The organism is Alkalihalobacterium chitinilyticum, from assembly GCF_029028005.1.
GTDB classification, from domain to species: Bacteria; Bacillota; Bacilli; order Bacillales; family Bacillaceae_F; genus Alkalihalobacterium; species Alkalihalobacterium chitinilyticum.
In genome coordinates, this window is sequence record NZ_JAOTPO010000003.1 from 26635 (window position 1) to 51328 (window position 24694).

The 24694-nt window shown below is 37.2% G+C and carries 26 protein-coding genes; 8 read left to right on the forward strand and 18 right to left on the reverse strand.

Going from position 1 to position 24694, the window contains the following annotated elements; translation table 11 throughout:
* Window positions 1–22: 22 nt before the first annotated feature.
* The 6 genes from N7Z68_RS05065 to N7Z68_RS05090 all read right to left on the reverse strand — a co-directional run bounded on the left by N7Z68_RS05065 (window position 23) and on the right by N7Z68_RS05090 (window position 6454).
* On the reverse strand, window positions 23–886 hold the full coding sequence (locus N7Z68_RS05065) for a DUF6671 family protein (protein ID WP_275117388.1): 864 nt from the start codon (window positions 884–886) through the stop codon (window positions 23–25).
* Window positions 887–929: 43 nt separating this feature from the next.
* Entirely contained in the window at window positions 930–1793 is an 864-nt protein-coding gene (uvsE, locus tag N7Z68_RS05070) for a UV DNA damage repair endonuclease UvsE (protein WP_275117389.1), read from the reverse strand.
* A gap of 19 nt (window positions 1794–1812) precedes the next feature.
* On the reverse strand, window positions 1813–2553 hold the full coding sequence (locus tag N7Z68_RS05075; RefSeq protein WP_275117390.1) for a metallophosphoesterase family protein: 741 nt from the start codon (window positions 2551–2553) through the stop codon (window positions 1813–1815).
* A 25-nt stretch (window positions 2554–2578) separates the two neighbouring features.
* The gene (locus N7Z68_RS05080; protein ID WP_275117391.1) at window positions 2579–3379 is read right to left on the reverse strand and encodes a S1C family serine protease; all 801 of its coding nucleotides are present in this window, start codon (window positions 3377–3379) and stop codon (window positions 2579–2581) included.
* A gap of 217 nt (window positions 3380–3596) precedes the next feature.
* A complete protein-coding gene (locus N7Z68_RS05085; RefSeq protein ID WP_275117392.1) occupies window positions 3597–6080 on the reverse strand; it encodes a U32 family peptidase in 2484 nt (827 codons plus the stop codon).
* A 137-nt stretch (window positions 6081–6217) separates the two neighbouring features.
* The gene (locus tag N7Z68_RS05090; protein ID WP_308447210.1) at window positions 6218–6454 is read right to left on the reverse strand and encodes a hypothetical protein; all 237 of its coding nucleotides are present in this window, start codon (window positions 6452–6454) and stop codon (window positions 6218–6220) included.
* 71 nt (window positions 6455–6525) lie between these two features.
* Between N7Z68_RS05090 and N7Z68_RS05095 the strand changes: the two genes are divergently transcribed.
* Entirely contained in the window at window positions 6526–6909 is a 384-nt protein-coding gene (locus N7Z68_RS05095) for a DUF2512 family protein (protein WP_275117393.1), read from the forward strand.
* Window positions 6910–7766: 857 nt separating this feature from the next.
* Window positions 7767–8546, forward strand: coding sequence for a sulfite exporter TauE/SafE family protein (locus tag N7Z68_RS05100; protein WP_275117794.1), 780 nt, complete (start codon window positions 7767–7769; stop codon window positions 8544–8546).
* A gap of 28 nt (window positions 8547–8574) precedes the next feature.
* Here N7Z68_RS05100 and N7Z68_RS05105 read toward each other — a convergent pair whose 3' ends face one another.
* Window positions 8575–8931, reverse strand: coding sequence for a hypothetical protein (locus N7Z68_RS05105; protein ID WP_275117394.1), 357 nt, complete (start codon window positions 8929–8931; stop codon window positions 8575–8577).
* 70 nt (window positions 8932–9001) lie between these two features.
* Window positions 9002–9925: an NAD-dependent epimerase/dehydratase family protein gene (locus N7Z68_RS05110; protein ID WP_275117395.1), complete on the reverse strand. Its 924-nt coding sequence runs from the start codon at window positions 9923–9925 to the stop codon at window positions 9002–9004.
* A gap of 150 nt (window positions 9926–10075) precedes the next feature.
* On the opposite strand from N7Z68_RS05110, the gene N7Z68_RS05115 reads away from it, so the two are divergent.
* Window positions 10076–10573, forward strand: a complete 498-nt coding sequence (locus N7Z68_RS05115) for an arsinothricin resistance N-acetyltransferase ArsN1 family A (RefSeq protein WP_275117795.1) — start codon at window positions 10076–10078, stop codon at window positions 10571–10573.
* Window positions 10574–10631: 58 nt separating this feature from the next.
* On the opposite strand, the gene N7Z68_RS05120 is transcribed toward N7Z68_RS05115, so the two are convergent.
* The 3 genes from N7Z68_RS05120 to N7Z68_RS05130 all read right to left on the reverse strand — a co-directional run bounded on the left by N7Z68_RS05120 (window position 10632) and on the right by N7Z68_RS05130 (window position 13764).
* Complete coding sequence (locus N7Z68_RS05120) at window positions 10632–11027, reverse strand: (deoxy)nucleoside triphosphate pyrophosphohydrolase (RefSeq protein WP_275117396.1); 396 nt, start codon at window positions 11025–11027, stop codon at window positions 10632–10634.
* 6 nt (window positions 11028–11033) lie between these two features.
* Window positions 11034–13103, reverse strand: a complete 2070-nt coding sequence (locus N7Z68_RS05125; protein ID WP_275117397.1) for an AMP-binding protein — start codon at window positions 13101–13103, stop codon at window positions 11034–11036.
* Between the two features lie 421 nt (window positions 13104–13524).
* Entirely contained in the window at window positions 13525–13764 is a 240-nt protein-coding gene (locus N7Z68_RS05130; protein WP_275117398.1) for a hypothetical protein, read from the reverse strand.
* 134 nt (window positions 13765–13898) lie between these two features.
* On the opposite strand from N7Z68_RS05130, the gene N7Z68_RS05135 reads away from it, so the two are divergent.
* A complete protein-coding gene (locus N7Z68_RS05135) occupies window positions 13899–14441 on the forward strand; it encodes a YpiB family protein (protein WP_275117399.1) in 543 nt (180 codons plus the stop codon).
* Between the two features lie 134 nt (window positions 14442–14575).
* Entirely contained in the window at window positions 14576–15406 is an 831-nt protein-coding gene (locus N7Z68_RS24330) for a site-2 protease family protein (protein WP_373323110.1), read from the forward strand.
* Between the two features lie 128 nt (window positions 15407–15534).
* Here the strand turns inward: N7Z68_RS24330 and N7Z68_RS05145 are convergent, their stop codons facing one another.
* Window positions 15535–15660: a hypothetical protein gene (locus N7Z68_RS05145; RefSeq protein WP_275117810.1), complete on the reverse strand. Its 126-nt coding sequence runs from the start codon at window positions 15658–15660 to the stop codon at window positions 15535–15537.
* A gap of 113 nt (window positions 15661–15773) precedes the next feature.
* On the opposite strand from N7Z68_RS05145, the gene N7Z68_RS05150 reads away from it, so the two are divergent.
* Window positions 15774–16682 carry a CobW family GTP-binding protein gene (locus N7Z68_RS05150; protein WP_275117401.1) on the forward strand — a complete coding sequence of 303 codons (909 nt, stop codon included), beginning with the start codon at window positions 15774–15776 and terminating at the stop codon, window positions 16680–16682.
* Between the two features lie 127 nt (window positions 16683–16809).
* On the opposite strand, the gene N7Z68_RS05155 is transcribed toward N7Z68_RS05150, so the two are convergent.
* The 6 genes from N7Z68_RS05155 to N7Z68_RS05180 form a co-directional block, all read right to left on the reverse strand.
* Complete coding sequence (locus tag N7Z68_RS05155; RefSeq protein ID WP_275117402.1) at window positions 16810–17013, reverse strand: DUF6501 family protein; 204 nt, start codon at window positions 17011–17013, stop codon at window positions 16810–16812.
* Between the two features lie 86 nt (window positions 17014–17099).
* The gene (locus N7Z68_RS05160) at window positions 17100–17687 is read right to left on the reverse strand and encodes a hypothetical protein (protein ID WP_275117403.1); all 588 of its coding nucleotides are present in this window, start codon (window positions 17685–17687) and stop codon (window positions 17100–17102) included.
* 512 nt (window positions 17688–18199) lie between these two features.
* Window positions 18200–19006, reverse strand: a complete 807-nt coding sequence (locus N7Z68_RS05165; RefSeq protein ID WP_275117404.1) for a DUF169 domain-containing protein — start codon at window positions 19004–19006, stop codon at window positions 18200–18202.
* A gap of 64 nt (window positions 19007–19070) precedes the next feature.
* Window positions 19071–20240 carry a Ger(x)C family spore germination protein gene (locus N7Z68_RS05170; RefSeq protein ID WP_275117405.1) on the reverse strand — a complete coding sequence of 390 codons (1170 nt, stop codon included), beginning with the start codon at window positions 20238–20240 and terminating at the stop codon, window positions 19071–19073.
* Window positions 20237–21709, reverse strand: a complete 1473-nt coding sequence (locus N7Z68_RS05175; protein ID WP_275117406.1) for a spore germination protein — start codon at window positions 21707–21709, stop codon at window positions 20237–20239. The genes N7Z68_RS05170 and N7Z68_RS05175 overlap by 4 nt, the downstream gene beginning before the upstream one ends.
* Window positions 21706–22788, reverse strand: a complete 1083-nt coding sequence (locus N7Z68_RS05180) for an endospore germination permease (RefSeq protein WP_275117407.1) — start codon at window positions 22786–22788, stop codon at window positions 21706–21708. The genes N7Z68_RS05175 and N7Z68_RS05180 overlap by 4 nt, the downstream gene beginning before the upstream one ends.
* A gap of 278 nt (window positions 22789–23066) precedes the next feature.
* Here N7Z68_RS05180 and N7Z68_RS05185 point away from each other — a divergent pair, with 278 nt between their 5' ends.
* Both N7Z68_RS05185 and splB read left to right on the forward strand, forming a co-directional pair.
* The gene (locus N7Z68_RS05185; protein WP_275117408.1) at window positions 23067–23303 is read left to right on the forward strand and encodes a transcriptional regulator SplA domain-containing protein; all 237 of its coding nucleotides are present in this window, start codon (window positions 23067–23069) and stop codon (window positions 23301–23303) included.
* Between the two features lie 28 nt (window positions 23304–23331).
* Complete coding sequence (gene splB / locus N7Z68_RS05190) at window positions 23332–24360, forward strand: spore photoproduct lyase (RefSeq protein ID WP_275117409.1); 1029 nt, start codon at window positions 23332–23334, stop codon at window positions 24358–24360.
* The last annotated feature ends 334 nt before the right edge of the window (window positions 24361–24694 follow it).

Genomic DNA, 24694 nt, shown 5'->3' on the forward strand with positions numbered 1-24694 from the left:
TTGTATTCTAACATTGTAAACTTTACGGGTTGCACCAATTACAGCGAGCCGGGTCCGCGTACTCTTTACCATTTGGAAACTGAATTTCTTCTTCATGTGTACACTTTTTACATTTATACAAATGAGACCGAACAGCTTCGGTGGCGTTACCGCAACATTCACATTCTAATCCTTTTTTGTATTCAACGACCTCATATCCAGGCGTTGAACAAGCCGGACACAACGTCTGTAGTTTTTGGACAAGATCCAACGTGGCTAACTCAATATTCTTCATCCGGGTCGGATTAAACATCGCTCGCATATCGGTTTGGATAAAAACTGATTTTCCTGAAACGGACAGCATATCAGAAACAGCTTGTTTCAATCGCTCAGCATTTACAATCCCTTTTTCCATTTCTTTTGGATTTAAAGTATCTTCAGTTGCTTTTACAATCACTCCATGATCGGGAAATCCCTGAGCTAGAGCAAACTCATACGCTTCTTCAAAACTACCAACGACTTTCCCTGCGTAATTCGTGTTACCATTTGCCACAAATCCTGTAATTTCAAGGTCTCGTTCCTTATCAACAAACAAAACAAGTTCTCGGTTAAAAGGCAAAAACGAAATAATTGGGTGCGAACTAAATGATCCTTCACTAGCTAATCCTATACTTAGGCCACTTTGGAGCATTGCTGTTTCTAGCTTTGTTCGAGCTGCTTCCAGCTGGTCGCCCACTCTCTCCACATCATTAGTAAACGTACCAAAATCATCCGTATTTAAATGTTCAGGAACTACTACTTCAATGCCTAACTCTCGCTTCAAGACAGGAGCCATCACCTGTTCTTTTTTATGCATCGTTGCTAGGACCGCTTTTTGATTTTTATATAGATTATTGTTTTTTTTCACTAAATATCAACTGCACTTTCTAACAGAATGAAAAAGATCTACACTACTTTCTCAGCTGCAGGATAGCTTGTTCTTTCATTTTAGCTTCGATCATTATGTCTACATCATAACCGTCTAAAACTGACAAGAAAAAATCCATATCTTCCTCGTGGATGAAATCGTGATGAGCCGTATCCGTCTTACACGTTCTTCCCGAACTTATATGCATTTTCGGTTTACCTGCTTCGTCCCACGTTTTAACTACTTTCGCTATCACTTCACGGATTTCAGTATCAACAGGATTACAAAAGTGGTGATGGATATCGAAACATATCGGTACTCCTGTTTCTTTATGAACGTCCAGCACGTCATTAACATTATAAACTTTATCATCATTTTCGAGGCGAACTTTGTTCTTTATGTTTGGGCTTAACTGATTAAAGACTTTAATAAATCTTTGTTTACTTTCTTCTTTATTTCCATAAGCACCGCCAGTATGAATAATGATATCTGTCCCGTTGACGAGATCCATTAACTTAGCATGGTACGCTAGGTCTTTCAATGCATTACTTACCACATTTTCATTTGGTGAATTGAGTACGGTATATTGCCCCGGATGGATACTAAGCCTCATGTCATGTGTTTGTTTGATTTCAACGATTTGATTCGTGAGCTGAAGAACGTCTTCATCTTCCCACCAATTCCAATCGAGAATATCGTGACTGCCAAAAGGTATAATATCACTGCTCAAGCGAAAGAAAAGAATATCATGTTCTGCATTCCATTGAACCATTTTTAAGACTTCTTTGAAATTAAGTAAAGCAAGTTCCTTAATCTTTGCCATTCCTTCTTTTTCAACTGTAGCTAAACGACATGTCCTCATCTTTGATTTCAAGCTAATATTTTGACAAGCATACCCTAATCGCAATTATTCTCCATCCTTTTTATCAGTCTTTCAAACCTCGGTACTTTGCAGTTGTTAATTCTTTCATATACTCTTCTAGCTCTGGCATATTCACATCTTTCGCATGCGCTATCGCTAACTCAATGTCGTAGGGAACTCGTATAAATTGAATCGAAAAACTACTCATTTGTTTTGACTGATACTGACCTTCAAGTATCGCATACGAAGCTTGTGTTATTTCTAACGGGTTTCCGACACTTCCACAGTTGAATAACGTTTTCCCTTGGAAGTTTTGCACATAAGCATTGTGTACATCACCGTATCCAACAACATCTGGCTCTTTTTCACCCTCAATATTTTCCGTCTGGTGTGAATTATGGAACATCGTCAGTCTTTTTTCAATCGGATCCCACGGTTGAATTCGTTCATGTACACTTCTTGGTGAAGCATGAAATAGCCGAATCAACCTGCCGCTCATATAAAAGTCATAAGAGAAAGGAAGTTGTTCTAAAAAAACGACTTGATCGTCACGTAATTGAGCTTGGTGCCAGCGAAGCGTTTCAAACTGTGGTTCTTTCGTAATAATATCATCCCAGTTCCCCATAATTGTCAGATCACAACTAGCTTTAATTTTATCAATGACTAAACTGGAATGCGGACCTTTACCAACAAGGTCTCCAAGACAAATAATATGAGATATCTCTCGACTTTCAATATCGGCTAAAACAGCACCTAAAGCTGGTGTATTGCCATGTATATCGGATATGACTGCGATTTTTTCCATCGTATCTCCTCTCTCTTTCTATTAATTATGGACGAATGAGCTGCTGTAATTCATCATTTACATATTGGATTGGAATGGCTAAACCTACTGAGTTTTTATCATCAAGTAATCGCGGAATCGTTCTAGCATAGACAACGCCAATAACCTTTCCATCTTCATTAATAACAGGACTTCCGCTATTACCGCTATAAATCGGTGCCGAAATTTTTAGCACATGTAAACGGTCTTCATTTTCCACGATTTCCCCGTCAGTCACAATTTGAGAATGCATCAATGGATTACCGATGACATAAATCGGATCTCCAATTGATCCACTGTTTTCATCTAGAGTAAGGTGCGGAACATCATTGGCAGGAACAGATACAAAAGCGAGATCCAAGTCTTCATTGGAATTAATTACCGTTCCTTCGTACAAATCTCCATTTGGAAAACTAACGACAAGTTGTCCTTTCCCATCCACTACGTGGTGATTGGTAATGATCATCCCGTCCGGTGACACAGCGAAGCCCGTTCCTCTTGAACTGTTACCTTGGATGGTGACAACGGCTTCTTTATATAATTGAATATCTTCTTGTTTGGATAGTTCGTTAGACGTTCTTAAAAATTGCAGTGCATTTAAATTAAACATATTTAACCATACACCTAACACGTTTAGAACTAATAAAAAAGAAACACCTATTGCAACTGTTTTTATAATAAAGACTTTACGCTTTTTTTGCTTTTCAACTCGATCTAGATCTTCTTCGTCTTCTTCAAATAAAAAGTCTTCCGGCGACGGTTCCTCGTATTGATGCTCTTCTATATTTTCCTTTTCTTTATCGTTCATACGCTCCTCCACCCTCTTATAAATACTATTCTAATAATATCATTTTTATTTAGAAAACACGAAGTATCACTGTACTCGCTATCGCTATCGAGGAACAAAAATGTAATCCCTATCCTGAACTTTTTGTTCATAAAAAAAAGACAAGAGTTCCCCCCTGTCTTTTCGTATCCCTAAGGCTAATAGCTACCGTAGCAAGTCTTAGGAAAGTATAATCAAGTTATTTCTTCACCAATTGCCCTCTTGTTACGCCCAGCTGGTTTGTAGCTTTTAATTCTCTCCAAACACTACCGCCAGAACGCTTTCCGTCTAAGGCTTCACGGTACAATGATAAGACTTCTTTTACCTTCTCACCTGTTTCTTCTAAAAATTCAACGCGATAATGTTGAATCCCTAATTGTAAGAATTGCGGTAAATACTCTGCTCCAGATTGTTCTATCGCATTGTAGACCGTATTTCTACAACCGATATCCACACGAACTGGGTGAGAAAAGCCGACACGGTCTTGTAAGGAGATACGATGTTCCTCACAAGGACGACCACAGTTTGTAAAATCTGTTCCTTCACTTAAGAATGTGCAGTACACGCAGTGTTCTGTATGGAACATCGGCAAATGTTGATGAATAACAAGCTCCATTTGATCGGTTGGTGCCACCTCAAGCATATCAACCATTTGCTGAACATTTAGGTCATAAGAAGGCGTTACACGTTCTAATCCACGTCCTAAGAATAATTCAGCTGCTTTATGATTGGCGATATTAAGTGAGAAATCACCAAACAATGGTAAATCTAGATTTTGAGAAGTATAATATTGCACCGCACCTAAGCTTCGAACAAGGATAGCATCTGGTTTGGCCTTTAAAATTCCATTTAAAATACCATTTTCGCCAGGCATATGAATACGAGGTGTTGCTAGCGCGATTGGCTTATTATATTTTCTTGCGACTTCAACCGCAGCCGGATAATCTGTCGTAAACTCAAAGTCCGCATACACATAATGGACATCCGTCTGACAAGCTGCTTCGATTTGCTCCATTGAACGGCAAAGCGCAATTAACTCACTAGTTGTTTCTTTATCAGCACGTTGATTTTTATCAGAAAGTGGTAACTCTTCATTTAATTTGTATTGACGCGGTCTTTCTCGAAGTTCAAGCAATTGTTCAGTTGCAACCCGGCGCATGCGATTAAGTTCTTTTACCGGAACAATTACCTCCCCTTCTAGTTGAAGCTCTATCTGTGCCAGTTCAAAGACGGTCCCGCCTAAACGCCCCCATTGTTCCGCTAAATATTCTTTCGTTAAAGGTCGCTTCATCGCTTTTTCTAGGTTCCTTTCAGAATGAACAACGACCGAATTGCCGTTAACTACATCGGTCCATTTCGCAACAAGCGGTTGTCCTTCTGCACCGCTCGCTTCAATTCGGACAGGGAATAACTTAAACGTAATTTCACCTTCAAATGTTTTACGTAAGCGATTTTCAAGTTCTTGGTCACTCGTTTTCCAAATTTTATCCCCAACTTTAACTTTTGTTAAGTTTACATCATGACGTCCTGGGACAATTTCAATTAAACCAGACGGGATTTCTCCTGGTACTTTTTCTCCACGTTTTCGAAGGTCATATACACGTCCGCCTTCTTCTTTTTCTTCCGGTCGACCCGCATCAAATACAATACCATCGCCACGTTTTAATGGGGCTTCAATGTCACAAAGCACCGCATCCTTTAATATTTTTTTAACCGTACCTAAATAAACACCACGTTTTTTCGGGAACGTTCCATCTAGAAGTTTTTTGTGATTTGTTCCTTCTAGGAATCCGTGTGTAAATCCACGGCTAAAACTCTGTTCTAGTTCACGAATATCAACTACTGACGGGCGGTAATCTGACCCTGCCGTATATTCATCAATGGCTTTACGGTATTTACTAACAACGTTAGCAACATACTCAGGAGACTTTAAGCGTCCTTCAATTTTAAAAGATGAAACTCCAGCTTCAATCAGCTCTGGAACGAGGTCAATGGCTGCCAGGTCTTTCGGCGATAGAACGTAAGCGATATTGCCCATTTCTTTTCTTTCCCCATCAACCATTAGATCATATGGCAAACGACAGGCTTGAGCACATTCGCCGCGATTGGCTGAACGCCCTCCCCACATTTCTGAAGTTAAACATTGTCCGGAATACGATACACAAAGTGCACCGTGAACAAACACTTCCAGTGGCGTTTCCGTCTTATTGGAAATCGATTTAATCTGTTTTAAACTATTTTCACGTCCAAGTACGACAACTTCAATGTCATATGGTGCTAAAAAGTCAACTGCTTCTGCAGAAGTAACTGTCATTTGGGTAGAGCCATGGATCGGAAAGTCAGGTGACATTTCGCGGATCATCTGCATAAGACCCATATCTTGAACAATTAATGCATCAACACCTGCTTCGATACAGGCTGTAACGAGTTGTCTTGCATCATTCAGCTCGTTTTCAAACACTAAAATGTTAAAAGTTACATAACCCCGTACATTATATTTGTGTAAGTACGCCATAATATGAGGGAGCTCTTCCATTTGGAAATTATCCGCTCGGACTCTGGCGTTATATTTTCCAATACCAAAAAAAACAGCATCTGCCCCGTTGGCAACAGCTGCACGTAAACAATCCCAATTTCCGACAGGTGCTAATAATTCAACACTTTTATTTAAAAAAGGATTCAAGAGTGAACCATCCTTTCATTATCACAACAATTTTTATTAAACAACCTTTTCTATTTTAAACGATAATCTGCAGCTCTGTAAGCTTTTTTATTTATCTAATAATTTAGACATGTAATACTCGTCCACATACTCTCCATTCACGAGTAATGAATGACGTTTCGTTCCCTCAAGTTCAAACCCTTCCGTTGTTTTCTGCTACTTACTAGTATGGTCGAATTTTCTTGCTTTAAAAACATTTCAATCATTTTTTCGGTTTGTTCTTTTGACGTATTTCTTTCGTTCGGTTCTAATAATAAAAAATCTGTTTCTTCTTCTAATTTTTTCAAAAGAATGCCGTACTCAACTGCATCATTAAGCGCTATATTCCGTATCATCAGCTTCTCCCCACGAATAGTTATTTCAATGACATTTGTACATACTAACGGTAATGAAAAAGAGTTAAGGAGTGGTTATCATTTTTAAACATTTAAACCCCATCCTCATAAAAATGGCTATGACTATCATTGTACTCGTTCTTGTTATGTCTGTCGCCTATAACTACCCGCTTTGGACGCCAATTGGGATTGGGATATTGGTTGCAGCGGTTAGCTATTCTGTAGGTGATTTGTACATCTTAAAGATTTCAAATAACGTGATCGCTTCCTTGGCAGATCTCTTTATGGCCACTTGGTTAATTTGGATCATTGGACCTCTGTTCCAGGGCTTACGAATTCCATTTTTCGTTGCCTTTTTATCCGCCCTGCTCATTACAGGTGGAGAGTGGTTTTTTCATAAGTACATGGTGAATTACAGAAAAGATATCCATCATAACCCTAAATATCCAAATTAATATTCTGAACATACAACAATGCACAATTCAAAATTAGGCATGGAGAAAAACTCTCCATGCCTTTCTATAATTTCATATACATCTAGAAAATGCATTGAATAGATCATCTATTAACAACGAAAAACAAGAACAGCTTTAGTAAACATCTCTTTAATAATGTACAACATTGAATGAACTAACCATTTAGCTTTAATTCCTTCATCACAAATCGCCAAATCTAATCTAGTAATTTTTTTAAAAATAAAAGTATAAATTACTAGATTCCCTCATAGTCTAGAACAAACCAATTAGGAGGTAGTCAAATGATTACAAAATGGAAACGTCTAGATCTTCAAGAAAAGAGCCTTGTGATTGGAATGTCACTATCTGTAGCGTTTTTTCTGTTTATGAGTGCCGTTAAATATATGTAACCCCTCTTACATACGACCGTATCACCCTTCTATTTTAACATCCATTCCGACGACACCAGTCGGTAGACCATTATCATCCAGTACGGATATAGACTCAGTTACAACAGGCTTTTATGGTTTCGTTGTAATGTACGGTTTTTTATATAAATTGCTTTCCTTCATTCGTTTACTTCCTCTCCGCACGTTCATCACCCTCTATCTTTCTTTCACAACTAAATTAGCATACAATTAAATAATAGTATCAAACGAAGATCTTCTAACAGCCTATATTACTTGGACATGACGATTTTTATACAAAAAATAACACCAGCTTAATACTCAACTCATAAATCCACTGTACTTTAATAGTAATTATAGAAAGGAGAGGTCTATGGAATATCTGATATTTGCGTTAATTGGTCTGGTGATCGGGACCTTTTCTGGTTTGTTTGGTATGGTGGCGGAGTTATCTTAGCTCCTTTACTGCTTATTTTAGGAACTCCGCCAACAGTGGCTATTGGTACGAGCTTAATGCTATCACTAGCCACATCTTTGATTGGATCAGCTGCCCATCTGCGCTTAAAAAATATTAGGTGGAGAGTCGCCGGGATCATTTCCGTAGCAGGAATGATTGCGGTTCAATTCACTCAACCGTATGTGTTATTTTTGGAGAGTCGCGGGTTAGATGATTTTCTTATACCGCTCGTTTTTATCGTTCTGTTGCTTTCTTTTGCCTTGTTTTTATGGATTAAACGCCCTGAGAAAGAACCTCATACGGAGAAGAAGCTTATTATGCCAGAATACATATACTTTATTGGTATTGGCTTAATTGCTGGCGTTTTCTCTGTTATGTTAGGTGTCAGTGGCGGTTTTATTATCGTTCCTTTGTTAATCGGTCTCTTACGTTTCCCAGTAAAGACAGCAGTCGGAACAAGTCTCGCTTCTGTCGTTCTCATTGTTCTCTTAGGTTTTGTTAAATACTCGTTAACAACACCAATTGAATATATGGTTGGTCTCCTGCTAATCGCAGGGACGCTTTTCGGCAGTCCATTAGGGGCAAGACTAACAAATTTCCTTACTAATAATGAAATGAAAAAGCTGCTAAGTTTTCTTTATCTATCATTAGCACTCAGTATGGCTATCCGTCTGTTTTTCCCGCCTGCATTTGGAGTTATCACACTGCTCCTATACTTCCTAGCTTTCCTAACCTACCTCATCTATAAACAAAAGGAACCTTTAACACAATAAAGCGTTAAAGGTGCCTGGCACCATGTTTTTAAATTTGGTTGAAAAATTGTTGAATGTACCGATAGCTTTGTCCGAGATCGCCTAGTGAGCCTTGTTTCGAACAGAGAATATCAATTGCACTTTTAACTGGGTCTATTTTAAACACTGTAATTATCATTAGATAAGGTGTACCTTTTTTCTTTTCTACGATAATTTCACCACGCTCCAAATCGACTTTCTTTATCTCCCAATCGGAAAACTTTTGATTGATCGTTGTTGTAACATGTTCGATCATTGCTCGCTGATTTTTACTGAAATATCGTGTTTTTAATTCTGGAACTTTAGGTTGTTCACTCGTTTCTTCTGAACTTTTCCAAATCCCAGTTATCGTTCGCATTACGCTCATGTATTGAGTCCCTCCTCTAGGTGCCACAATTGTTCCATTATTGCTTCTTTTACAAGCTTTTTATAGCATATCATTTATTTTCTTGTGTTTCATCTCTCGTTCCATTTACTTTTTTAAAATAAAATTGTACAAGTTCAGGTATATAATCGTTCACACTTCTGAAGGTAAAGCCTAACTGTTCTGCCTTTTTAGAACATAGTGAATACGAGGCAGGTAAAGCATACGGCGACATTGTGTTCTCATTCTGTTCATCTGTATAAACAGCCTTAGTACCGACTATGTCTTCAATTTGTTTCATAAGGTCTCTAAAGCTTACATCATCAGGTGCCGAGCCGTTAATCGGACCTTCAAACGAACTGAGCCCTAATTCAAATAAAAAGTTAGCTGCTTCATCCGAAGTGATGAAATCAAGGATATTATCAAGGTTGGGAATATGGAGAGGTTCTTCCTTAACTACTTTTTCGACATGAAACTTTAAGCGTTCTGTATAATCAGCTTCTCCAACAACAATCGGCAACCTGACTGCGACGACTGGAAAGCTTGCTTTTTGAAAATAAACGGCTTCAGCCACACGTTTGGCTTCCTGATATCCAAAGATACCTTTGTATTCTCTTCTTCCTTTCAGCTCAGAAGTAGAATACGTATACGGGTCAAAATCACCCTCAATTTTATTGACACCAAAATCATATACCGCCCCACTCGATGTGAAAACTAGTTTAGAAATCTTGCCATTCAAAGTATCACAAATATCTAATGCCTCTTGTGGCGAAAAACAGCTCTGATCATAGACGATATCAAATGATCGCTTAGATAGGGCCTCCTCTAATGTATTTTTATCTTCACGATCAACGATTAAACGTTCCACACGGTCACCAAAGTCATCACTCGCCTGTCCCCGAGTTGCAATCGTTACAGCTACTCCTTCTTCTAATAAGCGTTCAACGAGCTTTTTCCCAAAAAACATCGTCCCACCTAATACTAGTGCTGTTTTCATTTTTTTCCCTACTTTCAGTCATTTTTTGTCTGTTCCTATTCTAGTATGTATACTTGCAAACAAATTGTTAATTTTAACTCACCCGAATCACTAGAATTATGATATCGTAAAATGAAATAGATAAGAAAAATGAAAGGGTGCATGGTTGTGATTAAAACTGTAACAACTCGATTAGCTGCTGAAACAGACATAGAAGTATTAAGAATTATTTATAACCAAGGAATTGAAGATCGAATTGCTACATTAGAAACCGAAACAAAAGACCATGCCTATATGCAAGACTGGTTTATCAACCACCAAGGGCGATATGGCGTCATTGTCGCAGAGACTGAAGGAATGATTGCCGGGTGGGCTTCTCTTAATCAATATTCCCCTCGCGCCGCTTATGATGGAGTAGCTAGTTTATCGATATACATCGACAGAGATTTTCGTGGAAAAGGCGTTGGCAGCCACCTCTTGCAAGCGATTGAACAGTTCGCGAGACAAAATGATTTTTATAAAATTGTTCTCTTTACATTTCCTCATAATGGGATGGCACAATCTCTTTATCGTAAAAATGGTTATCGCGAAGTAGGTATCTTCCACAACCAGGGCAAATTGGACGGAAAATTTATTGATATTATGGCAATGGAAAAATGCTTCGTATAATATAGCTAAAACGGCACTCAGAGAAGTGCCGTTTTTATGGTTATAACCATCAATATCACTAGAGCATCTTTTGCTGTAACCGGTCAACTGTCGGAATATCAGCTGGCGCCCAGTTTAATTGATGAAGGTTTTCTATAGGCACCCACCTTAACTCCGCGTGTTCTATCGGTTCAGGCGTACCCTCAATAATTTTTGCTAAGTAAGTGTGTAAATGAACGATCACGGAGTCGGTTTGATGATGGGTATCCGTAATCTTTTCTACTACTTCAATCTGAGAACCCAGTTCTTCATCAATTTCTCGAATTAACGCATCTTCCATGTTCTCGCCCTTTTCTATTTTCCCGCCTGGAAACTCCCAATAATTCGCCATCGACATCGTTTCAGACCGTAATGCACAAAGAATATGATTGTTTTCATTGATCATAACGGCTCCGACTACTTCAATCGTTTTCAATTAAAATCACTCACTTTTAGCTATTTTTTCCAGTGTGACATAATCTGTTTTCCCGCTTCCCAAAAGTGGAATTTCTTCAACTTGCTTTACTTCAGCTGGAATTAATAGAGCCGAATATTTATTAGCTTTGACATACCGCTTTAGTTCACGCATATTAAAATCTTCTTTATTCGTAAACAATACGATCTTTTCACCTTTTCGCTTATCTGGAATACTGACAGCAGCAAACCCGATATCATCGAAACATTGGGCCACAATTTCTTCGACGAGATTTAATGAAACCATCTCACCACCGATTTTTGCAAATCGTTTCAATCGAGATTTGATCGTTATGTAGCCGTAATCATCGATTTCAACAACATCTCCCGTATCATACCAATCATTCAGCGGCACAAACCCTTTTCCGTGAATTAAATATCCTTTCATTAAGTTCGGTCCTTTGATTAACAAGCTTCCACCATTTTCGATCCCTTCCACCTTTTGGAGTTTGTATTGAACACCAGGGATCATTTTTCCTACAGACTGTTCTTTTGCATGCATTGGCGTATTTACTGCTAATAAAGGTGAAGCTTCTGTTGCACCGTAACCTTCTAATATCCGAATTCCAAATTTTTGTTGAAACAACTCTTTAATTTCTTCCTTAACACTTTCCGCTCCAGCAATGACATAGCGAACGGTGTGAAAATCAAATGGATGACCATTTTTACCATAACCATTTAAAAACGTTGGTGTACTTAAAATAATTGTAATGTCTTCATTATAAAGAAGTTCCGGAATGACCTTATATTGAATTGGTGATGGATGTATGACAACAGGAATACCTGATAATAACGGTAAGAATGTTCCAATTGATAACCCAAAACTATGAAACATCGGTAGCGGGTTTAACATTCGATCCCCGGTATGTAAATCGATTACAGATAAAGCTTGGTGTATGTTTGCATAAATATTGTCGTGGGTTAAAATAACACCTTTTGGCTTATTCTCACTACCAGAAGTAAATAATATAACCTCATTTTTAGCATGCGCAGAACGCTGTGAACTTGCGTGATTTTTTAAGCCGACAATTTTATCTTTTGAATTCAAGCTTTCTTTTACATCTTCAAGATAAATGATTGACAGGCCATGGTTCTTAAATACATCAATGATCTCATCTAATTCTGCTTTTTCAATAAATACTTTTGAAGTTAAGATCGTTTTTACACTTGCTGTTTCACAACAATCAATCAAGGTTGAATGCCCCATCGTAAAGTTTAATACCGCTGGTGTTATACCGATTTTAAATAAAGAGAACAAGCAAACAGCTTGCCCAATAGAGGAAGGCAAGAATACCCCGACTCTTTCTTCGTCTAAGATCGTTTCTAACTTTGAGCTTAACACTTGAACTCCTAGTAAAAACTTTTTGTACGTTAGTGCATTTGTAGGATCCTTAATAATAATTTTGTTTGGATCATGTACCTTAGATGCTTCAAGAAGTTCGTTAAATAAATTGACATTATATTTGTACATTGATTTTGCATAGAGGTCCGTCATCTTTTGGTAAATAATAGATGTTGCCAGTTGCTTTTCATTCACACCAGGCTTCTTCTCAATATTAATTTGAAAAGGTTCTCCTATATGTATCGATGCATCTTTTTCTGAAAATGGATTTAACGATGTGAAATTTATCAAGGCGTTCTTGGTGTCATTCGTTTGAATGATAACCGGGTAAATCGTCGCTTCAGTGCGATTAGCAATAAATGCAATTTCTTCATAGATCTTCATGATATTACCCGTTCGTGAAATTCTGATCTCTGGAAATACAAGTACAGGCTCTTCTGACTCTATGATCGAGATTGCTTTTTTTAACACATCAGGCGTAATCTCTTCAAAGTATGTAACTTTTCGTCCGACCAAGTTCTTTTCATTCAGTTCATACTCTTCTTTATTAAAAATAAAAAAATGTACATGTAACGGAAGTTCCCGATGCAAATAAACTAAATCATTTTTGGAAACATGGTTTGACATGTATATGACTCGATTTGTTTTTGGTTTCTCTATCTTTTTTTCTGTTTTCTTTTTAAATAATCCAAACAATGGAAGTCCTCCAGTCTTGTCTACCCTTATACAAAGTTTTAATTATATCCATTATAGTATTTTACAGGTAAATTGAAAAATGTCACACTGTTTAAACTAATAAAAAGTAACGTTTTACTGAATTTTCTTTCTCCCATACTTCATCTGTCCATTTCAATGTTTTCAATATTCACAATCACTAAAGCTGTAAATTACTTTAATTAACCAAGGAGAAGGCATCAGGTTCTACTACTTCCATACGTAAAAGTGCAGCGCAGTAATTATTTAGAATTATTAAGAAATCGGTAGAAAAGGTACCCCACGTCACGTGAAATACCTTTAAAATTATTTATATTGAGGCAGTGGTACCTGACACCTTTTTGGGGTGTCAGGTACCACTGTTAATTTAAATCGTTAAAGCGTAAAAGTGTAGAAGGTAGCATTACATAAACGCATTGTTATTTTTCTCGTTAATATATAGGAAAAGTGAAAAATACGTTTTAAGTTCTTTGATTGACAAGTAATCATAGTCTTCAAATGAAAAGTAACTAAAGAAAGACTCCAGCGCTTCTTCTTCCACGCTCATCAAAATAGATTCTTGCAGGATATAGCTGCGAATTTGTTCAAATAACTGGCCGTAACCGTAAAGTTTAAACACGTCACCAACTTGCTCATCTTCCATCATCATCCCTCCACTACTAGTATGGTATGAAGGCTAACTAAATAAACGTGTCACAAAATCTAACAATCATGTAGTCTTAATTCTAAATTCTTGAGTAAAATTAAATGATCAAAGTTTTATCAAGGGGTTTTTTTATGAGCAAATGGGTTTCTGCACACGAAAAGAAAGCGTTCTTAATGTGGTTTATTGAAAACCATCGATTAAAAAAAGCGGATGCCAGACGGCTGTTAGAAGTTTTAATAAAAAACTTTCATATCTTAGACCATGTCCATTTCACAGACGAGTTAAAAACCAATCGAAAAACCGTTGTCATTTCCAGCATCAACTCAGATGAAATGGGATTTAAATATTATCAATCAGGACGAGTTTATGAAGAGGTTGCCGTTGCTTACAATGACATCACTACCAATCCAACGGAACCCGTTTATCTTTTATTACATTTTTACGGTAAACTAAACAACCAGCGATACTTACACCTGATTGAGAACAAAATGATCGACAATATCAGGCGTTATGAATACTATGAAAAAGTCACGAAAGAAGCCGAACGAGTGATTGGGCAATCCCTCCATGAAAATAAAAAAGAAATATTACTGCGTCAAATCGATAAAGCTTTAGATGAGAAAGATGAAGAGCTCTTTCAACAGCTCGTAAAGCAACTACAAAACTATAATTAAGTCCTCTGAATTATAGTCTTAGTTCTCTCTTGCCTTCATATGATGAAATAGAAATCACGAATCAAAAGGCTTCCTTTATCTCTCTTTAGGAAGGATTCGTTATACGCAGCAAAGGGATAAGGAGGCATTAGAATGTGACCTGGTATGAGATATTCCTCTTCCTGAAATTGGTTTTAGCAGTCTATCTCATTCTTTTTATTCACAAATGGGGACATTACTGCTTTGCCCGTTTCACTGGTTTAAAAATCACTAATTTCAACGTAGGGCGTGGACCCATCATATATCATACCGTTAAAAACCATTGCAAATGGTCTTTTCAGTTGTTCCCCGTAAGCGGAAAAGTGTCGGTTCACCCCATACAATTCCAACGATCCCACATAAGTATTAAGGTAGGGTATATTCTTTCGGGTTCACTAGCCAATCTAATGCTTTATGTACTATGTTATGGTTACTTCAGTTTTCAGCAGACCGGTGCATTTTTGGGAGGCATCGTCCAGGCAATAAGAGGGATTTATCATCTATTATTACTTATACCTTCTATAAAAATATCTACGATCTACTCACCAGAGCGCGACTTAATCGGCCAGCTTGAATTATATACTTCTTTAGCGCAACTAATGAACAGTACTGTACTCGGTTTAGCACTTCTAAGTTTACTATATGCGATGATTAACCTGCTCCCCATCCCTGGCCTTGACGGCGGACGGTTGGTTTTACTTTTCCTTGAAGAGATCGGAACTCAGCTCGGTTTAAAAGAAAGTTTTTTACAGAAGAGTATGAAAGCTTGTCTTATAACAGGAACCTTTTTTCTTTTTTCACCATTCATTATTAATAACATCTGGTCGATAAGTCTGGAGCTTGGGCTGCCATTTATAGAAATCATCCTTTGGATCATGCTGCTTATAAGTATCTTTATGAATATCCATATTTTTTTAGAAAAACAAGAAGTTTTAAGAAAGCGCTAAAAAAAACATAAAAATAGGAGAGCGACAATCGCCCTCCTATTTTTATGTTGTCATGTTCCTTCTGCTTAGCCCTTAGCCTAGAATATTCAATCCTGCAGTTTTATAAAAAAAGCAGACTTTTTGGAGTCTCACTCTGTTTTGGATGGCTCGACATTCCAATAATAAACCTTTGGAAAATGAATGTATGTTAAGTAATCTTGCACTAATGAAATCCCGACAAACGATAGCATTTGCAGGTCAATCCCTTTTATCATGCTGATCCCCCCTCCTCATATGTTTATGGGATTTACAGTTTGTCTCAATACATCTAAAGACCAGCTAGTGTATAATAAAATGAAAATCCACTTGAATGAATGAGGAGCCATAAATGAAACAAACAGAAATTTACATCCTTTCGGGGTTTTTAGGTAGCGGAAAGACCACTCTATTGAGAAAGTTATTACAGCACGAAAAAGAAACCGCCAGAAACGTCGGTGTGGTGATGAATGAAATTGGAAAGGTTTCAATTGATAGTACTGCTGTATCAGAGGATTTACCATTGAGAGAATTACTTGATGGATGTGTTTGCTGTACAATTATTGACCAATTTGAAGATCAGTTAGCCCAATTACTTGAGGAACACCAACTCGATGCCATATATATAGAAACAACAGGAGCTGCTCACCCATTAGAAGTATTTGATGCATGCATGTCTCCATCGGTCGCAGCTAAAATTCAAATGAAAGGGATCATCACGGTCGTTGATCTCCGACTTTGGATGCAGCGTCATTCACTTGACCCCAATGTAGAGCACCTAATCATTGAACAAGTAAAGCATGCCGATTTATTACTATTAAATAAAAGTGATCTGCTGCTTCAAGAGAGTGATCAAGGGTCTGTTCTATATTCAATTCAGGGTTTGAACTCTAAGGCACTAGCGATACTCACATCAAATGCGGATATTAACCCAGCAATGGTAACTGGCCTCTCATTAAATGAGAAAGACGAAAAGTCTTCAGTAACTATCGATAAATTAGCATTACAAACATATGTCCATACGTTCAATTACCCTGTTCATCACGAGCGGTTTGAACATTTTATCTCCACACTACCGGCATCCACCTATCGGGTGAAAGGCTTTATTCGCTTTAAGGAGTCCAACTTACTATATTCGTTTCAATATACAAATGGACAACCCATTCTCTTGCCCGACCTGTCCGACCACCCGACAACGATTGTGTTTATCGGTTCACACTTAAACAAAGAAGATTTAAAGGAAGCATTAGATTTACTATAAAAAAGACTGACTCCCTTGACCTCAAACCTCTTTTAGCGTTAGATCACATAATAACGCCTGAAAAGGAGAGCGACGGAGTCAGTCTTTTACACGGATTCGTATACCTAGTATCGATAAGTTCTACTAGTTAAACTTCTTGAAAATAATCTTTGTAGTAGCCGCCAACTTTACCTGTGTTGTCGACAACAAAATAAAACTCTTCTGTTTCATTTTTTACATCGTACACTTTATCAGCAGTTAATGCACGGTCAACCATATATTTTTTTGCATTTGTATGTACGCATTTTACTTTTTTGATCGTTTGACTCTCACTCCATGTTTGATGGATCATGACTTTTACCTCCTTTTAGTACGTATAAACCTTATCATATCAAAAAAAGGCAAAAGATAGAATAACCGCAAATCATCTCAAAGCATTTATCTTGTAAATTCCCGATTTAAATCAATCGCCATTCCACTCCAAACATAACATTCTGGTCCTTCTTCAGATGTAATAAAGTTTCCGTTTTGCGTAAGAGTCATTACACATCCATATTCGTCTTCAACAGACTTTGCGACATTACCATTCTTAATCGCATATGCCCCTTCAATTTCACCGACATGCGTATAAGCTACATGAATATCAAAGTTAAAGCCCTCATCAGTTTCGTCATAAATATGTAAGTATCCACCTACATCTGGGTGATCATTAATCTCCCACTGTCCTTCCCAAGTCAACTCTTCTTTTTGAATGTCAGTGTGCGGTACATTGTCTTCTATGGCCTCTGATTTTGTCTCTTCATCCATCATTTGTTCTCGCAACTCATTTTCAAGCTCTTCTTTTAACTCTTTACGCAATTCTTCTTTTAACTCATCTTTTAGATCACTTAACATTTCATCTGCTGTTAGTTCATCAATAACATCTTTTTCATCTACACTATTTCCTGTTACGGATTCACCGGTACCACAAGCCGATACAATAAATATAAAGCTAAACACCAGGATTAACGATTTATTGGTAGTCACACCAAAACACTCCCTTTTTCCTATAACTTATAAAAATTATACCTGCTTTATCAGGAGATTAGTATTATTTATTTAACTAAAAATAACACCTGTAGTATGATGAGCTATCACTTAATTACAAAAAAGGTTAGGGTTTCTTGTATTTCCCCCAACCTTTTTAAATTGAATGTTTATTGCGCTTATTTAAATGAAACCCTCGTCCGTACGTTATTCATATGAAGGACATTTCCCTTATAGCTCTTCCCTAGTTTGTCCTTCATCACCTTTATGAAGGCCATTTCCCTTTTAACTCTACCTTCGTTTGTCCTTCATCACCTTTATGAAGGACATTTCCCTTTTAACTCTACCTTCGTTTGTCCTTCATCAGCTTCATGAAGGACACTTCCCTTTTAGCTCTTCCTTCGTTTGTCCCTCATCACCTTCATGAAGGACACTTCCCCTCTAGCTCTTCCTTCGTTTGTCCTTCATCAGCTTCGTTGATGATCTTTCAACTATTAACTTATACCATGCCCCTAGTCCCCGCTGCGATCATCAAACATATCATTTAATCGTTCATATGTGGCTGGATATTGATTTTCATACCGTAAGAACGATGGAACGGGGTAACGAACACCGCCTCGGTGGGTGCCTTCTAACCCTTCCATAAAAGACAATACACCGGAATAAGGAAAAGAAAAAGCCATTTCATGGTCATGGGTTTGACCAAACACTCGGTCACCATAGCACGGTAAAATAACTTGCGGCTTATCGGTTTGCATCGTTCGAATGATAATATCTGCGCAATCAGCACGCGCTGAAAAATGCGAAGTGATTTCCCCGCCTGTTGTATATAACGATGCTGCAACCATACGCATGACCTGAGCAGAATTACCGTAAGTAACCACAATTTGCGGTTCAAACGTTGCCCGGTTTAATGGCGCAATCACTATTGTACCTGCTTCAGCTTTTGAAAACTTCGGCACCGCTTTTTCAGTTTCTGCGCCTATTTCACAAGTCTTCGCATACATTCCATGAGCAAGATTCCCATCAGAATAAAAATCTACTTCATCCTCATAAGCGAAAGCTACTTTTGCGATAGGACAGGACTGGTCCTCACTCCCCATAGCCAATGACCAGCCGTATCTTCTTGACATTGTAATGGCTTGACAAATACTAAACCTCGACCCTAAATCCCTTAATGGACGCTTTACTTTCTCGGGCAGTACTTCGCCTTCTTTCATGACCCTTATCCCTATAGGAAACGTATCAGGTCTTACAAATTTTTCAATCGCTTTCCCTAATAAACCTACCGTTCCACTGTGATTTACTGCATTCTCCATCTAACTCTCCCCCTCAACTATAATAGTTAGATTATTCTGCAAACAACAGTGAAAACCCTTTCTTTTAGCGAATATCCTTTATATCAACACTTGGATTTTTCTTTACGCCTGTATGCTCAATCGTTAAATGAATACTTATATCGTGTAAAGAAGTTTCTGTGAGTATTGGATCGCCATTCTTCTTTAGCCTTTGCCAGGCAGGAAAGTTTTTACGGAACAACTCATGCTCTAAGTTACAAAAATCAACCCCCTCATCCACCCCTAATAAATATAAGTTCTTTATTTCATCCGTAATAGTTTCCTTCGTTTTCTTCTCAATTTCTTGTAGCTTCATCGTCTCATTGACGTTACGATTAACGAAATACCCTGTTACATCAAGTTGGATATTGAATTTAGGGGTGTTTTCAATAAATAAAACTTCGACATTAGCGGACGGGTATTCAAATACAACATGGTATTCGACATCCTCATTATCCCCTTGGACTGCTACGTCTGCTCGAACTGTCTCAGGTGTTAACCACCTGAGGCCATTAAGTTGTTCCGTTTCATAGAACCCTTTAAATTCATCATTCTTAATGAAATAAGCCCCATTAAGTAGAATCTTCGGATCTGTTACTTGATCTTTTTCCCACATAGTATGATCTATGGCAACTGAAGCAACGTGGGTCGTTTCTGCTGGTTCGAATATTTCTCTCGCCAACCTTTGTAATTTAATCGGACGAATAACAGAGCTTTGCTCATATATTCTTTTCGGTGCATGTAATATTGTATCTAAAGTCGTTTGTCCAAAAAAACCAGGTGTTGACAGAACTTTTTCAACCGACTCGTTCGTACCAAAAACCCATGGGGTTAAACGAAATTCATAATATCTCGTTAAAGAATCAAATATGTTATCAAACCCTTTCTCAATAGCTGTCTCACTTAATAAAATCGTTGTGACATGAGCCCATATAATTCTTTCTTGTGCAGTTTTGTATACTACAAAGAAAGAATCTTCAAATGTATCAGCTACCGCTTCTGAGACCCACACACTCCCTTCTGATGTTTGCCCTTCAGTCCTCGCAATGCCTTCAAAAGAAACTAATTGGATATAACTATGGTATTTTCCATCCTTGTAATCTACGCCAATAGCTGTTGCATAGCTCAAATGCTGAATTTCTTTAACATCTTTACATCCAGAAATGCACACGACACACAAACAAATAATGACCAGAATCTTGTAATTTTGCTTCATTCCGACTTTCTCCACTTCCTTAACATCGATGCTGTCCACTTACTTCTTTTAAATGGATTGATGACTAATGCAGAAAGGAATTCTTTAAAATCTAAAGAAGTAATTGGCTCAAGATAAGCCACCTTAAATGACTCAAGTCGGCACAGGTAGATAAGAATGCTAAACATCGTTACAAAAAAACCATACACCCCTAATAGCGCAGAAAAAAGCAATGAATATATTCTTAAAATCGTCACTGTACCAGTTAATGATTGATTGACAAGCGTATAAGTCGCTACAGCTGTAAGGGCGATGACCACAATAAGTGCCGGTGATGCTAATCCTGCACGTATTGCAGCATCTCCAATAATAAGCCCCCCAACTATAGAGATGGTTTGTCCCAGTGCTCTTGGCATTCGAACCCCCGCTTCTCTAAGTAATTCGAACAACCCTAGGATAAAGAATGCCTCAACTGCTGCTGGGAATGGTAAGCCATCTCTTGCAACAACAACCGTAGCTAATAACGGGAACGGAAGTTGATCAAGGTTCACAGAAGAGATTGCAATCCAAAAACCTGGTAGAAAAATAGCAATATTTACTCCAATAATTCTTAAAAGCCGTTGAAAAATGACATAAAAATATGGATAATGTACGTCCTCTGGTGATTTTATTAGTTCAAAGAAATTAATGGGTCCGATTAGTACTACAGGAGAACCGTCAACTACAATGATAAATCGTCCGCGAAGTAAACACTCGATTACAAAATCTGGCCTTAAAATATGGTCAAATAATGGAAATAAAGAAAAAGTACGATCAGATAGCCATTGTTCTAATTGGCCACTACTGACAACAGACTCTATTTCAAATGTTTCTAATCTTTTTCTCACAGACTTTATTAGAGCTTTATTTGTCTTGTTTTCCAAATAAAGCAAAGCTACTTTTGTTTGCGAAAGTGAACCTATTGTAAAGATTTCATTATATAAATACTTTGTCTTCATACGTTTTCGAAGTAGTGATATGTTAACAAACAGTTCTTCAGTGAAAGCATCTTTCGGTCCTTTTATCGAAACTTCTGTAGAAGATTCGGCAGGAACCCTTTGAGGAATTTTTGATATATCTACACCATAAAAGAAATGATCATTGACTTTATAAAATACTAGAAATCCCGAAAAGACTTTTTCAAACAGTTTGGAAAACGATACAATACGTTCAATTGGTGGAAACTCAACAGAGTTATGTTGTTCGTCAGGTGATGTATTTGTATGTTTTATTTGATTCACTACAACTTGATAGTAATCATTAAGTTGGGTTGCATCAACCATTCCCTCACAATAAAAAGCCGTAATTTCTGAGTCTGGTTCACTAGGTATAAATTGTATTTCTCCATAACTACTAAGTATTTTCTTCAATATTTGTTGATTGAGCTTTCCTTTTTGAAGTTCATCTTCAGGTTTGTGTTTTCGAGACACACGGCTCCAATTTAACTTCATACGCTCTCACCCACGTTTTTCCTTTGTGGCAAATAACTAAACACAACGAGGACTAAGGTTAGAGTAACTCCAAATGTAAGTGCCACTGGATAAAAGTAGTTTCTAAGTACTGTGGTCATCCAAATATCACTTGTAGGATAAATTGAAAACATAGCGAGTAAAATACTATACAAAATGAGAGTAGTCCTTTGTTTGAAGGTCGATAAATTATCAAATAAGTCATAAATTAAGAATAAAAATAATGCAATTCGTAACGTTGCCCCACTAAGTAATTGAAAAATCGCTAAAAAATCTAAATGAGAGAAATATTCCCCAAGCATTACAAGTCTCCATTGTTCAAAAGCAGGAAAACGTATTAAAGCCGCTACATTCGGACCAAATGCTGAAATCGAGCCAAATGCTGGTCCTAGAACTAATCCCATTAGTATAGTAATTAATATAAAAATAGATAGAAAATTAAATGATTTTTTCACATGATGTTGCAAGAGAAGAAGAATGAGTATATCAACACTACCTCCTAAAACAATCACTATCCCTTCTAAAATTGGTCCTATTCCGTGTGTAAATAATGGAAAAAGGTATGCATAATCTTTTTCGGGCAATGTAGCAACCGCAACAAAATGCCCTAGTAACCAAACAAACGGTAAAAGAACGGTTGACATATAGACGATCGTCTTAAGGTTATAGAATGCCGCTCCAATACATAACAAGAGAAAAGTGAAGACTAATATCCAAGTAGGTGTAAGCGGAAGAAAATAAATATGTACTTTTTTTATGAAATCCTCAAAAGTTATTATTCCTGATACCGCTATGTAAATAAAAAGCAATAAAGTTATGACACCGGAAGTAAAGCTATTTGTTCGATACTTTAACCAACTGGATAATTTTTCTTTGCCATTCTTTTTTATGATTAGATGTATCAGCCAACCCCAGAAAATTAAAATGAAATAAGCAATAATAACGCAAACCCAAGCATCACGTTTGGCAGTTTTTAATAAATGCGGGAGTAAAAGAACATGATTAGATATACCTAGAGTTAAAATAAGAACAAACATTAATTGCAGACGAGAAAACTTCATAACTTGTTCACCCAATTCAAGGAAGTTATGGTTATTTTCTCTTTGATGATGTAAGCTATACACTTTTAATTAAAAATTTTATATTAAAATCTTTTACTTACACCGATCATAAGCCAGTAAACTGCTATACTTTCTTCATCATTAATCTCCTTCAATCTCTCCCTTTCATCCCAATAAATACTTAAATTTTAAACAAATAAAACAAGCCCTATAGGAAAAATTATTACTATTCAAAAAGAAAATCATTGTTTGGTTTGATGAAAGGATGATCATAAAAGATGAATATTAACGAGTTACAAGATGGAGACTCTGTCTATGTAATCTACCGAAATCCTCATACACAAAATGTGGCCACAGTTCAAGAAGCAACAGTTACAACTAATCCTGAAAATCCACATGAATTATCTCTTTTTATGTACGATACATACTATCCTCTAACAGATGAATATGCGATGTATCAAACCTCTGAAGAAGCTGAACAAATGTATGAATATTATTTTGGCCCAACCATGTAATAAATACGGCCAATGAAGGATGTGACTTATGATCAAACCATTCGTGCCACAACTCGTCTATATTGAACCGCAAGCACTCGAATATGAACTCGGCAGAGAACTTAAAGAGAAATTTGAGAAAATGGGGCTTGAAATTAGAGAAACGACGTCACATAACCAAGTTCGCAATATCCCTGGTGATAATGACTTTCAAAAATACCGTACAGCCAAGTCTACTTTAGTTGTCGGGGTGAGACGGACGTTAAAGTTTGATACGTCCAAACCTTCAGCTGAATATGCTATTCCGTTTGCAACAGGCTGTATGGGACACTGTCATTATTGCTATTTGCAAACGACGATGGGCAGTAAACCGTATATACGAACGTATGTAAATACTGATGAAATTCTAGAAGCTGCTCAAAAATATATGGATGAACGTGCTCCTGAGATCACTCGATTTGAAGCATCTTGTACATCTGATATTGTAGGAATTGATCACCTTACTCATTCATTAAAGCGAGCGATCGAATTTTTTGGAAAATCTGATTTTGGTAAGCTGCGTTTCGTTACAAAGTTTCACCATGTTGACCATTTACTTGATGCTGAACATAATGGCCGTACTCGCTTTCGCTTTAGCGTAAACGCTGATTTTATTATAAAAAATTTCGAACCGGGAACGTCTCCGTTACAACAACGTATTGAAGCCGCCGCTAAAGTGGCTCATGCAGGTTATCCGTTGGGTTTTATTGTCGCGCCTATCTATCTTCATGAAGGATGGCAAGAAGGATACAAAAAAATGTTTGTGACCTTAAATGAAACGTTACCAGCAGAAGCAAAAAAAGATGTGACCTTTGAGTTAATCCAACATCGCTTTACGAAGCCTGCGAAACGTGTTATCGAAAAAAATTATCCAATGACGAAATTAGAATTGGATGAAGAAAAACGAAAATACAAATGGGGAAAGTACGGGATTGGGAAGTATGTTTATCAAACAGATGAACAGGAAGAAATAAAAGAGACGCTTTACAGCTATATTCATGAATATTTCCCTGATGCAAAAATCGAGTATTTTACTTAGAATTGTAATATAACAGAAAAACAATTAACACATTAAAAAGAAGAATAATATAACAACATTAGCCTTCTAAATACAAAAAAGCCGTCTGGATTAGACGGCTTTTTTGTTGAGGTAAGTATGTGATTTATGGTAAATGGAAATTGAAAACAATAATTAGTTTCTTGCGTAGTAATCGTTGATCATATCAAGGATTGTTTGCTCTTCCTGTACTTCTTCAAATTGGCCTTTATTCTTATTCTCAGTTGACATTCTCATTAAAAACAACTCCTTGTTTGAATTTTTTATTTATTCCTTCTTCTTGTTTTCTATTATATTACCCTGTTATATAATAGTC